This window comes from Rhizobium sp. CB3060 (genome assembly GCF_025200735.1).
Lineage (GTDB): Bacteria > Pseudomonadota > Alphaproteobacteria > Rhizobiales > Rhizobiaceae > Rhizobium.
Genome location: NZ_CP104158.1, coordinates 2,579,176 through 2,593,583, shown reverse-complemented (window position 1 = coordinate 2,593,583; position 14,408 = coordinate 2,579,176). Strand labels below are relative to the sequence as shown.

Below are 14,408 nucleotides of genomic sequence, written 5' to 3'. Positions count from 1 at the left end.
GGGAGTGCAGCATGTCCGGTTTCGATCCGATCCGCGTGTTCCGCAAGCTCGCTTACAACAACGCCTTGGCGAATACTCGATTGCATCGGGCCTGTGCGGCGCTTCGGCCTGGTGAGTTCGAGGCCAGGCGGGTGAGTTTCTTTCCCTCGATCAAGTCGACCCTTAGTCACATCCTGACCGTCGACTGGTTTTATGTCGATGCGCTGGAGGGCGGCACGCTCGGTCTTAAAGCTTTCGACATCGAAGAGCCGTTCGATACGCTCGATGCTTTGACGGTGGAGCAAGGCAAAGTCGACCAGCGGCTCGTGGTTCTGTGTGAATATCTGAATCCCGAGGGGCTGGTGCGGGTGATCGACCTGCATCGCGGCGACCGCATCCAGAGGGAGCGAGCGGAAGACGTGCTGAGCCATCTTTTCCAGCATCAGACCCATCATCGCGGGCAGGTGCATGCCATGCTCGCCGGCAGCAGCGTCGCCCCGCCGCAACTGGATGAATTCATCGTTGCCGACGATGCGAGATTTCGGGGTGAGGACTTGGCGGCGCTTAGCTGGGACGAGATGATGTTGATGCGCTGAAACCCGCATGGCGCAGCGGCACCGCCAATCTGGCAACGGTCTCTTCCAGCAATCTCGCGCCACCGGCGCGCCAGCCGAGCGCGCGGATTTTCGATGTATCCATCGCGCTAACGACGCCCTGTGGCGCGGGTGCGGGCAGGGGGTTCGGACAGCCGGTTGCCCGCTGCAAATGCGCAAGGATATTGTGCGTATCGGTGAGAATATCCGAGAGGTTGAAAGCCTCGCCGCTGATGCGGCTGGTCTCGGTTTCCAAGAGCAGGCGGACGGCGCGGCCGAGGTCACGGCCGTGGACTTCGGTTCCGGCGCGGGACGGAACCGGCTTTCCCGCGAGGTAATCGGCGAAAAGATCATCCCATTTGTTCGGGCGGAGATCGCCGTAGACGCCCGTCGCTCTTAGGCTCGCCGTCAGGAAGCTGGGCGCGGACAAGGAGAAGAGGGCGTGTTCGGCATCGCGCTTCACTTCGCCATAGAGCGTGTTCGGCGTCGGGATGATGTCTTCCGTCAGCGTCTCGCCGGCCAGCCGATCACCATAGATGGCGCGCGACGAGAGAAAGATGCAGCGGCGGATGCCCGCGCGTTTTGCCGTCTCGAATAGCTTTATCGTGCCATCCCGATTGAGCCGGCGGAAGCTCTCGGGATCGTCGCCTTCGCCGCCGCGATATTTGCCGGGGACATGCGCGAAGGCCGCGTGCACGAAGAAATAGGCATCGTCGAAGACGTCGCTCTGATCTTCAGAAGGGTCGAGGCTAAATGGCACGAGGGTGACGGGCTGGGAGAAGAGGCTGGATTCCGGTGCGTTGCGGCCGCCGACGGCAACCTGATATCCAGCAGCAAGCAGCTCCTCGACGATATAGCGGCCGACGAGACCTGTCCCGCCCGAGACCAGAACTTTCATGCCGCCTCTTTCGGATTGGCGAATGCGGTGATGTCTGGCACGTCACGCCCGGCATGGAAATGGTGCCACAAATCGATCAGCGGTTTCAGTTGATCGGCCTTCGGGTGGTTCTTCTCCCAAGGCTTTTCATATTGGTAATGCAGGATCGAAATGCTGTTCCAGTCCCAAAGCGTGGGCATGGTGAACCATACATATTGCAGCATATTCATGAAGACCGGCAGGCCGTGCCAATCCGGGAAGAATGTCTCCAGAAAGGTTTGGTCGGTGCGCCGCCAGAAAACGTCGGGACGATCGAGCAGCTTCAGCATGTCCTTGAAGGTCGCGAGCGACGGCTTGGCGACGAAGACGCCGGAATTCATTCGATGAAAGTCCGCAAGGCTTTCATACACGTTGGGTGCGGCGGAAAATTCCGGATAGTCGAAGAGCCTGTCGACATTCTTCAGCACCAATGCATCCGCATCGATGAAGACACAGGTGTCATAGTCGATGAGCTGCCAGAGCCTGAGCTTGCAGAAATTATCGAGCGGCGAGTGGAAGGAAGGCTTACGACCCTTGGTGAAAGGAGCGTTGGCATGCAGATTGCCGCGCGCGTGGCGCTCGTTGAATTCGTCGGAGAGCGCCAGATGTTCCACCTCCACCAGCCGGCAGCCGAGCCCTTCCAGCGGCGCAAGATCCCTTTCGTCGACGCCTGCCGTGTGTAGAACCACCATATCGGCTCTGGTGCTGGTGCGCGAAATCGAATGCATCAATGCCAACGCGCCCATGGCGTAGTCGGCATTGGTGACGAGCGTGACGAAGGCTTGCCGCGCTTGCGGGGTGGAGCGCGGCCGTATCCCCTGCAGGATTTCGCTTCCGAACATCATGAGACCGACTTCAATCGCTTGCCTTCGGGATCGTGGTTGACCGTCGCCGCGAGATCCTTGGTCCAGGCGGAAACGGCCGGAACGCGCGAGCGATCGACGCGATAGGCATATTTCCTGGCGACATCGACGATTTCGCTCAGAAGACCCGCTTGCAGGGTGATCGGCGCTAGGCCGAGATCGAGGAACTTGTCGTTCTTGACGATCAGGTCGTTCTCAGGCGCTTCCTTTCGTGGGTTGGGCAGCCGGACGATTTCCGCACCGCTCAACTTGGCGATCATCTCGGCGAGATCGCGGACCCGATGCGTCTCCGTCATCTGGTTGAAGATCTCGACACGGGCATTGCGCGGCGGTGGGTTCTTCAACGCCAGCTCGATGCAGCGCACCGAATCCTGGATGTGAATGAAGGCGCGGGTCTGGCCGCCGGTGCCGTGCACGGTCAAGGGATAGCCGATCGCCGCCTGGATGAGGAAGCGGTTCAGTACTGTGCCGTAATCGCCGTCATAGTCGAAGCGGTTGATCAATTGTTCGTGACGGCGCGTCTGCTCCGTATGCGTGCCCCAGACGATGCCTTGATGCAGGTCGGTAATCCTGAGACCGTCGTTCTTGGCATAGAACTGGAAGAGGAGTTGATCCAGGCATTTGGTCATGTGGTAGATCGAACCCGGATTGGCCGGATAGAGAATATCCTGATTGACGGTCCGGCCATCGACGGTCTCGATGCCGACGGGCAGGTAGCCTTCCGGAATGGCGGCGCCGACCGTGGAATAGCCATAGACACCCATGGTGCCGAGATGGACGAGATGGGCGTCAAGGTTGAGTTCGACCAGCGCGTTCAGGAGATTATGCGTGGCGCTGACATTGTTGTTGACCGTGTAATTCTTGTGGCGGTCGCTCTTCATCGAATAGGGCGCGGCGCGCTGTTCGGCAAAGTGGACGATGGCGTCGGGGCGATGCTCGGCGAGCCACTTTTTCAGAAGCTCATAGTCTTTTGCGAGATCGATGAGGTGGAAGTGGATGCGGCGGCCGGTCTCCGCATGCCAGATGCGGGTGCGTTCCTGGATCGAATCCATCGGCGTCAGCGATTGCACACCGAGCTCCGTGTCGATCCAGCGGCGGGAGAGATTGTCGAGAATATGGATCTCATGACCGGCATCGGAGAGATGCAGCGAGGTTGGCCAACCAATGAAACCGTCGCCGCCCATAACCGCTATTTTCATGAGATCGTATCCTTCTGCGTCGATCGCTATCCGGCACCATTCCGGATAGTCAGTATTTATGACAATCGTTCAAAGCTTGCTTGATGGCAGAAGTTCGGCCAAAGAGGGTCCCCAGATTTTTTGGAGATGCGGCGACGATGAACAGCCCCTTTCTGATTGCCGGGGAACTGGAAGCCGGTAGCCACCGGCTGGTGCAGCGAGTCTATTATGAGGATACGGATTTTTCCGGCCTCGTCTATCATGCGCGCTACCTCCACTTCCTCGAACGCGGCCGCACGGACTATCTGCGCTGCCTCGGCGTGGAACAGCGCGAGCTCCTGAATGCCGACGAGGAGGGGCTGGTTTTTGTCGTTCACCGTATGGAGATCGACTTCAGGGGGCCGGCGCGAATGGACGACCTGTTGGTGATTCGCACAACGACCGAGAAGGCCGGTGGCGCCAAGATGGTGCTGTCCCAGGAAATCCGCCGCGGTGAGACGCTGCTGATCGCGGCCAAGGTCATTATCGCGGTAATCAACGCCAAGGGAAAACCGCGGCGGTTACCGGAAAAGCTGGCTGCGCAGATGCTGGTGGCGTCCGAGGCTGTGGTTTAGTGCCATAAGGGAGGCTGCTTAGAGCCAGCAGGCAGCCGTGTGTGGCGATGTCGGAGGCCTCGAAAAGTCTCCTTGCTAAAACTTGAGTTTTGTGTGAAGGAATTCCCGCGCGCAAGAACTGTTTTGTGCCTGCCGCCGGTTTCGTCCGGTCCGTTCTTTCCAGGAGACAGAATAACCTTCGTCACCGTCAAATCTTTCATGCTCCGACGCTAACATTCTTTTAACCATAATAGTGTCTTACTGCCGTTGTCGGAGTTTGTGCGGCGCACGCCTTCCTTTGACCAAATTTGACGGCAAGAAGGCAGTTGTAAGCTTGGAAGGCTTTGACCAGGGCGTTCAGCGGCGGCTGCCAAACATTTCTTGTGAGATCACTTTTAGCCGCCCGGTCTAGCGCCGGGCGTTTGGATTCGGGGATTTTGGATCAATGGAACAAGTAGCATTGGCAGCGGCCACCACACCGGACATCACCCTCTGGTCGCTTTTCATGCAGGCAGGCTTGGTGGTCAAGCTTGTCATGCTCGGACTGCTCGCGGCCTCCGTATGGACCTGGGCGATCGTCATCGACAAGTATCTGAGCTATGCCCGGGCCCGCCGGCAGTTCGATCATTTCGAGCAGGTCTTCTGGTCGGGCCAGTCGCTCGAGGAACTCTATCGCACGCTTTCGGAGCGTACCAATACGGGACTGGGCGCCATCTTCGTCGCCGCCATGCGCGAATGGAAGAAGTCGTTCGAGCGCGGCGCGCGTTCGCCGATCGGCCTGCAGATGCGTATCGATCGCGCCATGGACGTGACGTTGGCGCGTGAATCGGAACATCTGGTCGCCCGCCTCGGATCGCTTGCGACCATCGGTTCGGCCGGCCCGTTCATCGGTCTCTTCGGCACCGTCGTCGGTATCATGACCTCGTTCCAGGCGATCGCCGGTTCGAAGTCGACCAATCTCGCGGTCGTCGCCCCCGGTATCGCAGAAGCCTTGCTCGCGACCGCGATCGGCCTCGTCGCCGCTATTCCCGCAGTTATCGCCTACAACAAGTTCTCGGCCGACGCCGGCAAGCTCTCGGCGCGCATGGAAGGCTTCGCGGACGAATTCTCCGCCATCCTGTCGCGCCAGATCGATGAGAAGCTGCAGCCGCGCCAGGCTGCGCAGTAAATCGCAGACGGAACCGGAGTAAATCACATGGCAATGTCTGTTGGAGGCAAGGGTGGCGGCGGTGGCCGCCGGGGCGGGCGTCGCGGCGGTGGCCGAGGCGGTCCGATCGCCGATATCAACGTGACGCCGCTGGTCGACGTCATGCTCGTGCTGCTGATCATCTTCATGGTGGCCGCGCCGATGATGACATCCGGCGTGCCGATCGACCTGCCGCAAACGCAGGCCGGCGCATTGAACGCCCAGACCCAGCCGATCACCATTTCCATCAAGCAGGACGGCCAGGTCTTCCTGCAGGAAACGCAGATCGAAGCGGCCGACATTGCCGCCAAGCTGAAGGCGATCGCCACCACCGGCTACAATGAACGCATTTTCGTACGCGGCGACGGAAAAGCGCCCTATGGCGTCATCGCCGACGTCATGTCGCGCATCCAGGAGGCCGGCTACAAGAATATCGGCCTGGTTACGCAGCAGATAACGGACCATTGACGGATCGACATGAAGCGCAGCATCGCCACATCTGCCGTCATTCACATCTTGGTGCTGATCGGCGCCATGCTGACGCTGAGTGCGCCTGCGCCTCTGGAGACGCCGGAGAGCACGGCGATGGACGTCGATATCGTCCCCGCCGATCAGCTTCAGCAGGGTGAGAAGCATGCGCCGGTGACGGATCATGCGGCGCCGAAGCAGACCAAGAAGCAGACCCAGGTCGCGAACGCGCAGAATGCCGGCGAAAACGATATCGACCTGAAGAACCCGGCCGTGCCGACGCAGCGTCCGCAAGATGAGAACGCCGCCCTCGCGCCGAAGAAGACCGACGTTCCGGTGCCGCAGAACGATCCGCGGCCGAACGATGTCAAGACGATCGAGCAGCAGGATACAGAGGCTGCGCCGAAGGAAGTGGCTGCTGTTCCGCAGCAGAAGCCGGATGTGACCCCCACACCGACACCGACGCCCACCCCCACGCCACAGAAGACGGAGCCGACGCCGCAGAAGAGCGAGGTCACGCCTGCGCCAACACCCACGCCGACCCCGACACCGACTCCGCAAAAGGCTGATCCGAAGCCGGTGACCGAAAACCCGACCGAGGAGGCTGCGCAGCCGCCGGCGGACAAGGTTCCTGTTCCGGACGTGAAGCCGCAGCCAGTCCAGCCGCCGAAGACTGCCGAGGCGAAGCCCGACCCGAAGCCGGAGCAAAAGCCTGTGGTGAAGCCACAACAGGTGGCGGAAGCCAAACCAACAGCCAAGCCAACGGACAAGACGACCACTCAAAGCACGAGCAAGAACACCTCGACCGATAACGGGCAGGGCGACAGCGACAAGAAGCGCGAGACGGCAAAAGGCTCGAATGCCGGTCTGGATAATGGCCTCGCCGATGAGATCAACAAGGTGCTCAATAACACCTCGTCCGGCGGCGGTGCCAAGCGCTCGGCGAAGTCAACTTCTGCGGGTGCACAGACCAATGTCGCCTCGACCGGTGGCATGAAGTCGCTGAGTAGCGGCAAGCTCAGCCAGAGCCAACAGGACGGCCTGCGCGACCTGATCGCCAAGAACTGGAATATCATTCCTGGCCTGGAAGGCGCGGGCGATGTGAAGATCAAAGTGCATTTCAAGCTCGACAAGTCCGGCCAGATCGTCGGTGAACCGGAAGTCTCCGCGAGCGGCGGACCGGCGTCGACACAGGCTGCCTTGCAGGGCGGCGCCGTTCGCGCGGTGTTGCGGTCGCAGGTGGATTTCATGAAGATCCTGCCGCCGGACAAATACGACGATTGGCAAGAAGTTGTCGTCAACTTCAGCGCAGCGGACCTGGGGCTGTGATGGTGAGCATAGCCAATATGAATCGATGTCGTTTCGCTTTCGTTTCCTTATTGGTCTCGCTCGCGGCCACGCTCTCCACATCGGCTGAAGCTAAGCACTTGATGCCCCAGTCGGATCAAGCTGCAGAGGCCGAGATAGAGAATCGCATCGCTAGCAACTGGTCCATGGTGCCCGGTTTGGATGGGGCGGATAAGGTTCGAGCGAAGGTACGCATAAAGGTAGGTCAGTCGGGCAAAATTATTGGTGAACCAAAGATCACCATGATTGGCGGACCCGCTGCCACGCGCACGGCAATTGCCGCGAGCATCTATAGAGCAATTCTAAGATCAGTTCCGTTCAAAGATCTCCCAATGAATAAAAATGACGCCTGGAGAGAAGTAGTCATTGACTTCAAAGCCGACGACTTCGGGCATTAATGCTGAAAGGCTTGATACATATGATCAGAAAATCCCTCGTTCGTCTCCTGCTGGTGCTGGCAGCCTTGACGGCAGCCCTCGCCACTCCGGCTTATGCTGTGGTCGAGATCAACATCAACAAGGGCAACGTCCAGCCGATGCCGATCGCCATCACCGACCTTCTGTCGAATGATGGCCTGGGCGCACAGATTTCGGGCGTCATTGCTGCCGACCTGCAGCGCTCCGGCCTGTTTGCGCCTGTCAACAAGCAGGCCTTCATCGAGAAGATCAGCAATCCGGATGCCACGCCGCGCTTCCAGGACTGGACGGCGATCAACGCTCAGGCGCTGGTAACCGGCCGAGTGACGCAAGAGGGCGGTCGCCTTCGCGCCGAGTTCCGCCTGTGGGACACCTATGGCAGCCAGCAGATGATCGGCCAGCAGTTCTATGCGCAGCCGGACAACTGGCGTCGCGTCGCCCACATCATTGCTGACGCGATCTATGAAAAGATCACCGGCGAGAAGGGCTATTTCGACACCCGCGTCGTTTTCGTTGCCGAGAGCGGCCCAAAGACGGCCCGCAAGACGCAGCTCGGCATCATGGACCAGGACGGCTTCAATGCCCGCATGCTGACCGACGGCAGCGACCTCGTGCTGACGCCGCGCTTCTCGCCGAACCGGCAGGAAGTCACTTACATGTCCTTCGCCAACCAGCAGCCGCGCGTCTATCTGCTGCAACTGCAGACGGGCCAGCGTGAACTGGTGGGCAACTTCCCGGGCATGACGTTTTCGCCGCGCTTCTCGCCGGATGGCCAGCGGGTGATCATGAGCCTGCAGCAGGAAGGCAATGCCAACATCTATACGATGGACCTGCGCTCGCGCACCACGACCCGCCTGACCTCGACGGCCGCCATCGACACATCGCCCTCCTATTCGCCTGATGGCACGCAGATCGCCTTCGAAAGCGACCGCGGCGGCAAGCAGCAGATCTATGTGATGAATGCGGATGGCTCCAACCAGCACCGCATCTCCTTCGGCGACGGCTCCTATTCGACACCGGTGTGGTCGCCGCGCGGCGATCTCATCGCCTTCACCAAGCAGTCTGGTCAGACATTCTCGATCGGCGTCATGAAGACGGATGGTTCGGGCGAGCGGCTGCTGACCACGGGCTTCCACAATGAAGGCCCGACCTGGGCGCCGAACGGACGCGTCATCATGTTCTTCCGCGAACCGCAGGGCTCCAGTGGCCCGCAGCTCTATTCGATCGATCTGACGGGCTACAACGAGCAGAAGATTCCGACCCCGGGCTTCGCTTCCGACCCGGCTTGGTCGCCGCTCCTCGAATAGGGGTGGGCCAGGCATGGTCGCAAACCGACGCTTCACGCAGTCAAAAGTGCGAAGCGATATCGAGTAAGATCATGCAAGAAAACAGCTTGAGCGGGCGGCGGCTCGAAAAGTCGCTGATCCGGTCGAGCGTCACTTTGTCGCCGCAAAGTCCTGTGAGTGGACCACTTCGGGACAACTTTAGGACATCATTAACCATATTTGTTGGAATCGGATTAACCGAACCCGGTTACAGTCTGGCAACCCTGATAGAGACTTAAGGAGAGACCGGCAATGAGCCGCATCGCAACCCCGGCCGTTGGCCATATGCAGAACCTCGCCCGCAACCCGATCATGATCGCGCTTTTCGTCGGCCTTTCGCTTGCCGGCTGCGCCTCCAAGAAGGGCTTGCCGAACGATGCAAACGGCCTTGGCCTCAATGGCGCCGGCAATGCCGCTCCGGGTTCGCCGCAGGATTTCACGGTCAACGTTGGCGATCGCATCTTCTTCGATACCGATAGCTCGTCGATTCGCGCCGACGCTTCCCAGACGCTCGACCGTCAGGCTCAGTGGCTCGCTCGTTATCCGAACTACGCAATCACCGTCGAAGGCCACGCCGACGAACGCGGCACGCGCGAATACAACCTGGCTCTCGGCGCCCGTCGTGCTGCCGCCACCAAGGACTACCTCGCTTCGCGCGGCGTTCCGGCTCAGCGCATGAAGACGATTTCCTACGGTAAGGAACGCCCGGTCGCGACCTGCGACGATATTTCCTGCTGGTCGCAGAACCGTCGTGCCGTCACCGTGCTCAACGGCGCCGGCTCCTGATAGGCCGAAATTCCGGCTGAAATGCACAAAGGCGGTCCGCGTGGCCGCCTTTACTTTTTTGACCACACTTTGGCCGAACTCCGTTGCTTTTTGAGATTAATTGTAAAAATCTCCTGTTCGCGCCCTGGGGCGCGAAGAATCAATGGGCAGGATGATCCGTATGAGAAAACTTGTCGTGGCGAGCTTACTTTGTCTCGCCGCCGTCGCCGGTAGTGAGCGTGACGCCTCTGCCTTGTCGCTTTTCGGACTTCACTTAGGTGGCCGCAGTGCACCGGAACAGGCCGTTCCGAACAATGCGGCTCCCCAGAGGCAGTTCGGGCAGGCACCCGTCATCAACGTTCAAAACAGCGATGCCGAAGTCCGTTTGCAGCAGCTTGAAGACCAGATGCGCCAATTGAACGGCCGCGTCGAAGAGATGAGCTATCAGTTGCTGCAGATGCAGGAGCAGATCCGCAAGACGCAAGAGGACAATGAATTCCGCTTCCAGCAGCTTGAAAAGCGTGGCGGTGGGGGCACTGGCGGTGCGGCTGGGACTGGCGGCGGCGCGGCCCCGATGAAGAAGAGCGAAGCGGATGCCCCGGCGCAGGGCGCAGGCGGCGGTCAGCAACAGGACGACATTGCCGGTGTAATCAGCGATTCGCAAGGTGGCGACGCGCCGAATACGGCGCAACAGGGCGGCGGTTCTGGCAAGCCGCCGACGCAGCTCGGCTCGATCCAGTTCGATCAGAGCGGCAAGCAGGTCGGCGCAACGGCGACGCGCGCCAACAACGGTTCGGGTGCTGCGCCGGCCGCCGGCTCAGGCACGCAGACGGCCTCGCTCGGCAGCGAAAACGATCAGTATAAATCGGCCTATGGCCACGTCCTGTCCGGCGACTACAGTGTCGCCGAACAGGAGTTCCGTCAGTATATCGACAGCTACCCGAATAGCGCCCGGGCGCCCGATGCCAACTTCTGGCTTGGCGAAGCGCTTTATTCGCAAGGCAAATATAATGATGCGGCCAAGACTTTCCTGAATGCGCATCAGAAATACGGCACCTCCGAAAAGGCACCGGAAATGCTGTTAAAGCTTGGCATGTCGCTCGCTGCCCTCGATAACAAGGATACGGCCTGCGCAACGCTGCGCGAAGTGACCAAACGCTATCCGAAGGCTTCGAAGGCGGTTACCAACAAGGTAGCCAGCGAACAAAAGCGTCTTGCCTGCTGATTGCGATGTCCGGTGACGCTGTGACTGCTGCTGCCACAGCCCAGATGCCAGATGCCGCAGCGGCCGATTTTATTCATTCCCTTTTCAAGCCTGCCCATATTCTAGTCGCCATTTCCGGCGGCAGCGATTCCACCGGCCTGCTGGTTGCCCTTTCCGAACAGTTGAAGTCCTTCCCGGATTCAAACATCACCCTTTCCGCCGCCACGATTGATCATGGTTTGCGGTCGGAGTCTGCCGATGAAGCAAGCGATGTCGCCGCTCTCTGTGCATCGCTTGGCGTGCCCCACATCATTCGTCGCTGGGAGGGCGAGAAGCCGAAGAGCGGTATCATGGCTGCAGCCCGCGAGGCGCGCTATGGGCTGCTTGCCGATATTGCGGCGGATATTTCTGCCAACGTGGTCGTTACCGCGCATACGCTCGATGACCAGCGCGAGACCTTGGCCATGCGCGCGGAACGTTTAAGCGAAGGTGAGGGCGTTGCCGGCACCGGCATTGCCGACGCCATGCTCTTCGATCGGCGCCTCTGGATCGTCAGGCCGTTTCTCGCCTGCCGGCGGGCCGATATCCGCGCCTATCTCACGCGGCGGGGCATGTCCTGGTTGGATGATCCGAGCAATGAGGATGTCCGCTATGAGCGCGTACGCATGCGCAAACGCCTGGCGGAGGATGTCGTGCCGCTCTCTGTGCTTGATGATGGCGCGGCTCGCGCGGCGCTCTCGAAGGAAGCCGCCGCCTGGCTGGATAGATATGTGACTGTTCATGCGAGCGTGCTTTGCGTCGTCAGCCGCGATGCGCTGGCCGCCGATGAGGTCGTGCTCTCCTATGCGCTCTCCTATCTCGCCGCCGCATTCGGCGGTGAGCCCTATGGTCCGGGCCGCGAGCGGATGCGTCGTATCCTGGATTTCATCGGCGAGGGGAAGCCGGGGCGGCGCACGGCGGGCGGCGTCGTCTTCGACCTGCGCCGGGACGGGCTTTATCTCATGCGCGAAAGCCGCGACATCCAGCCGCTTGTGCTTGCGCCGGGAGCCGATGGCATATGGGACGGCCGCTTCCGGATCGTCAATCACGATCCGGCCACTATCCGCATCGAAGCGGCGGGGGAGAGGGGTGCGGCGGAGTTTCCGGAGAGGCTGCCGAAGGGCGCTGTGCAGCGTGCTCGGGCCGTGTTGCCACGGGTGACCGCCGGCGCTGGCCGGAGCACCGTGTCGGCCACAATTACACCCCATCTTGCGCCTTTCGACCGCTTTTTGACACGATTCGATCTCACATTTGCGGATCGGTTGGCGACTTGCTTTGGCCGTGAACCCTATACTCGGCCGCCACTTTGAGAGTTATTGACGGAAAAAACATGTGGCGATGCGGTTTGCCTTGGCAAGGGCTTGGCGCAACCCTATGTTAGGGATCAAGTAATGCCGCCGCTCAGCGGCGGAAGTTTCAGTGCTGGGGAGTTCGATGAACCCTAATTTTCGTAATTTCGCTCTGTGGGCAATCATAGCTTTGCTGCTGATTGCTCTGTTCAGTATGTTCCAGAACGCGCCGGCACAAACAGGCTCCAGGGAAATTCCGTATTCGCAGTTCCTTCGGGAAGTTGATTCAGGCCGCGTCCGTGACGTCACCGTCACTGGCAATCGCGTGGTCGGCAGCTATGTCGAAAACGGTACAACCTTCCAGACCTATGCCCCGGTCGTGGACGACAGCCTGCTTGATCGCCTGCAAAGCAAGAACGTCAACATTGTCGGCCGTCCGGAATCGGATGGCTCCTCGAGCTTCCTGAGCTATCTCGGCACGCTGTTGCCGATGCTCCTGATCCTCGGTGTCTGGCTGTTCTTCATGCGGCAGATGCAGGGTGGCTCGCGCGGTGCAATGGGCTTCGGCAAATCCAAGGCAAAGCTTTTGACGGAGGCGCATGGTCGCGTCACCTTCGATGATGTCGCCGGTGTCGACGAAGCCAAGCAGGATCTGGAAGAAATCGTGGAATTCCTGCGCGATCCGCAGAAGTTCCAGCGTCTGGGTGGCCGTATTCCGCGCGGCGTTCTGCTTGTCGGCCCTCCCGGCACGGGTAAGACGCTTCTGGCGCGCGCCATTGCCGGCGAGGCCAATGTGCCGTTCTTCACCATTTCCGGTTCCGACTTCGTTGAAATGTTCGTCGGCGTCGGCGCAAGCCGCGTCCGCGACATGTTCGAACAGGCGAAGAAGAATGCGCCCTGCATCATCTTCATCGACGAAATCGACGCCGTTGGCCGCCATCGTGGCGCCGGTCTCGGCGGCGGTAACGACGAACGCGAGCAGACGCTGAACCAGTTGCTGGTCGAAATGGACGGTTTCGAAGCCAATGAGGGCATCATCCTCATCGCCGCTACCAACCGCCCCGACGTTCTCGATCCGGCGCTGCTGCGTCCCGGCCGCTTCGACCGCCAGGTCGTTGTGCCGAACCCGGACATTGTCGGCCGTGAACGTATCCTGAAGGTACACGCCCGCAACGTTCCGCTGGCTCCGAACGTCGATCTGAAGACGCTTGCCCGCGGCACGCCCGGCTTCTCCGGTGCCGACCTGATGAACCTCGTCAACGAAGCCGCCCTGATGGCCGCCCGCCGCAACAAGCGCCTGGTCACTATGCAGGAATTCGAAGACGCCAAGGACAAGATCATGATGGGCGCCGAGCGCCGCTCTTCGGCGATGACCGAGGCGGAAAAGAAGCTTACGGCCTATCACGAAGCCGGCCATGCGATTACGGCGCTCAATGTCGCGATTGCCGATCCGCTGCACAAGGCGACCATCATTCCGCGCGGTCGTGCGCTCGGCATGGTCATGCAGCTTCCCGAGGGCGACCGCTACTCGATGAGCTACAAGTGGATGGTGTCGCGCCTCTGCATCATGATGGGCGGCCGCGTTGCAGAAGAGCTGACCTTCGGCAAGGAGAATATCACCTCCGGCGCGTCCTCGGACATCGAGCAGGCGACCAAGCTTGCCCGCGCCATGGTCACGCAATGGGGCTTCTCCGATGAGCTCGGCCAGGTTGCCTATGGTGAAAACCAGCAGGAGGTTTTCCTCGGCCACTCCGTTTCGCAATCGAAGAATGTCTCCGAGGCGACCGCTCAGAAGATCGACAACGAAGTGCGCCGCCTGATCGACCAGGCTTACAAACAGGCTATGGACATCATCACCACCAAGCACGACGAGTTCGTGGCACTGGCCGAAGGCCTGCTCGAATACGAAACGCTGACCGGCGAAGAGATCAAGGCGCTCATTCGCGGCGAAAAGCCCGCCCGCGATCTCGGTGACGATACGCCTCCGAGTCGCGGCTCGGCGGTCCCGAAGACCGGTGCAAAGAAGGACGGCCCGCTTGGCACCAAGGGCGATGAGCCCGAGGGCGGTTTCGAACCGCAGCCACGCTGACGCACAGAGCCGATTGAACATGTAGACGAAGAGGCCAGTTCCTTTTTTAACAGGGAGCTGGCCTTTTTCTTGATAGCCGGGGTGACGAACGGAGACGGTTCGATACCGGTGATGACCCGAACGTCGAAATTCAAGCGGGAAAGCGGGTTGCTGGGTGT

Annotated in this window: 14 protein-coding genes; 11 read left to right on the top strand and 3 right to left on the bottom strand. The window is 60.4% G+C overall.

Features of this window, described 5'->3' with window-relative positions; genetic code table 11:
- The first annotated feature begins 11 nt into the window (after positions 1-11).
- Complete coding sequence (locus N2601_RS12575; RefSeq protein ID WP_104824153.1) at positions 12-575, top strand: DinB family protein; 564 nt, start codon at positions 12-14, stop codon at positions 573-575.
- On the opposite strand, the gene N2601_RS12570 is transcribed toward N2601_RS12575, so the two are convergent.
- From N2601_RS12570 to N2601_RS12560, 3 genes are read right to left on the bottom strand one after another with little or no spacing between them, the layout of a single operon-like run.
- Positions 544-1,470 carry an NAD-dependent epimerase/dehydratase family protein gene (locus N2601_RS12570; RefSeq protein ID WP_104824152.1) on the bottom strand — a complete coding sequence of 309 codons (927 nt, stop codon included), beginning with the start codon at positions 1,468-1,470 and terminating at the stop codon, positions 544-546. The two genes, N2601_RS12575 and N2601_RS12570, sit on opposite strands and share 32 nt — an antisense overlap.
- Positions 1,467-2,330 (bottom strand): glycosyltransferase, encoded by an 864-nt coding sequence (locus tag N2601_RS12565; RefSeq protein ID WP_245463990.1) that lies wholly within the window; start codon positions 2,328-2,330, stop codon positions 1,467-1,469. The genes N2601_RS12570 and N2601_RS12565 overlap by 4 nt, the downstream gene beginning before the upstream one ends.
- Positions 2,330-3,550: an NAD-dependent epimerase/dehydratase family protein gene (locus tag N2601_RS12560; protein ID WP_104824150.1), complete on the bottom strand. Its 1,221-nt coding sequence runs from the start codon at positions 3,548-3,550 to the stop codon at positions 2,330-2,332. Before N2601_RS12560 ends, N2601_RS12565 begins: the two co-directional genes overlap by 1 nt.
- Positions 3,551-3,687: 137 nt before the next feature.
- Here N2601_RS12560 and ybgC point away from each other — a divergent pair, with 137 nt between their 5' ends.
- From ybgC to ftsH, 10 genes are all read left to right on the top strand, one after another.
- Positions 3,688-4,143 carry a tol-pal system-associated acyl-CoA thioesterase gene (ybgC, locus tag N2601_RS12555; protein WP_104824149.1) on the top strand — a complete coding sequence of 152 codons (456 nt, stop codon included), beginning with the start codon at positions 3,688-3,690 and terminating at the stop codon, positions 4,141-4,143.
- A gap of 424 nt (positions 4,144-4,567) precedes the next feature.
- Positions 4,568-5,290 carry a protein TolQ gene (tolQ, locus tag N2601_RS12550; protein ID WP_104824148.1) on the top strand — a complete coding sequence of 241 codons (723 nt, stop codon included), beginning with the start codon at positions 4,568-4,570 and terminating at the stop codon, positions 5,288-5,290.
- A 27-nt stretch (positions 5,291-5,317) separates the two neighbouring features.
- On the top strand, positions 5,318-5,776 hold the full coding sequence (tolR, locus tag N2601_RS12545) for a protein TolR (RefSeq protein WP_028754561.1): 459 nt from the start codon (positions 5,318-5,320) through the stop codon (positions 5,774-5,776).
- A 9-nt stretch (positions 5,777-5,785) separates the two neighbouring features.
- The gene (locus tag N2601_RS12540; protein ID WP_104824147.1) at positions 5,786-7,105 is read left to right on the top strand and encodes a hypothetical protein; all 1,320 of its coding nucleotides are present in this window, start codon (positions 5,786-5,788) and stop codon (positions 7,103-7,105) included.
- Positions 7,105-7,521 carry a hypothetical protein gene (locus tag N2601_RS12535; RefSeq protein WP_104824146.1) on the top strand — a complete coding sequence of 139 codons (417 nt, stop codon included), beginning with the start codon at positions 7,105-7,107 and terminating at the stop codon, positions 7,519-7,521. The genes N2601_RS12540 and N2601_RS12535 overlap by 1 nt, the downstream gene beginning before the upstream one ends.
- A gap of 20 nt (positions 7,522-7,541) precedes the next feature.
- The gene (gene tolB, locus N2601_RS12530; RefSeq protein WP_104824145.1) at positions 7,542-8,846 is read left to right on the top strand and encodes a Tol-Pal system beta propeller repeat protein TolB; all 1,305 of its coding nucleotides are present in this window, start codon (positions 7,542-7,544) and stop codon (positions 8,844-8,846) included.
- 270 nt (positions 8,847-9,116) lie between these two features.
- Positions 9,117-9,650: a peptidoglycan-associated lipoprotein Pal gene (gene pal / locus N2601_RS12525; protein WP_104824144.1), complete on the top strand. Its 534-nt coding sequence runs from the start codon at positions 9,117-9,119 to the stop codon at positions 9,648-9,650.
- A gap of 160 nt (positions 9,651-9,810) precedes the next feature.
- Positions 9,811-10,854, top strand: coding sequence for a tol-pal system protein YbgF (ybgF, locus tag N2601_RS12520; RefSeq protein ID WP_104824143.1), 1,044 nt, complete (start codon positions 9,811-9,813; stop codon positions 10,852-10,854).
- A 5-nt stretch (positions 10,855-10,859) separates the two neighbouring features.
- The gene (tilS, locus tag N2601_RS12515) at positions 10,860-12,182 is read left to right on the top strand and encodes a tRNA lysidine(34) synthetase TilS (protein WP_260303113.1); all 1,323 of its coding nucleotides are present in this window, start codon (positions 10,860-10,862) and stop codon (positions 12,180-12,182) included.
- Between the two features lie 124 nt (positions 12,183-12,306).
- Complete coding sequence (ftsH, locus tag N2601_RS12510) at positions 12,307-14,250, top strand: ATP-dependent zinc metalloprotease FtsH (protein WP_104824141.1); 1,944 nt, start codon at positions 12,307-12,309, stop codon at positions 14,248-14,250.
- The last annotated feature ends 158 nt before the right edge of the window (positions 14,251-14,408 follow it).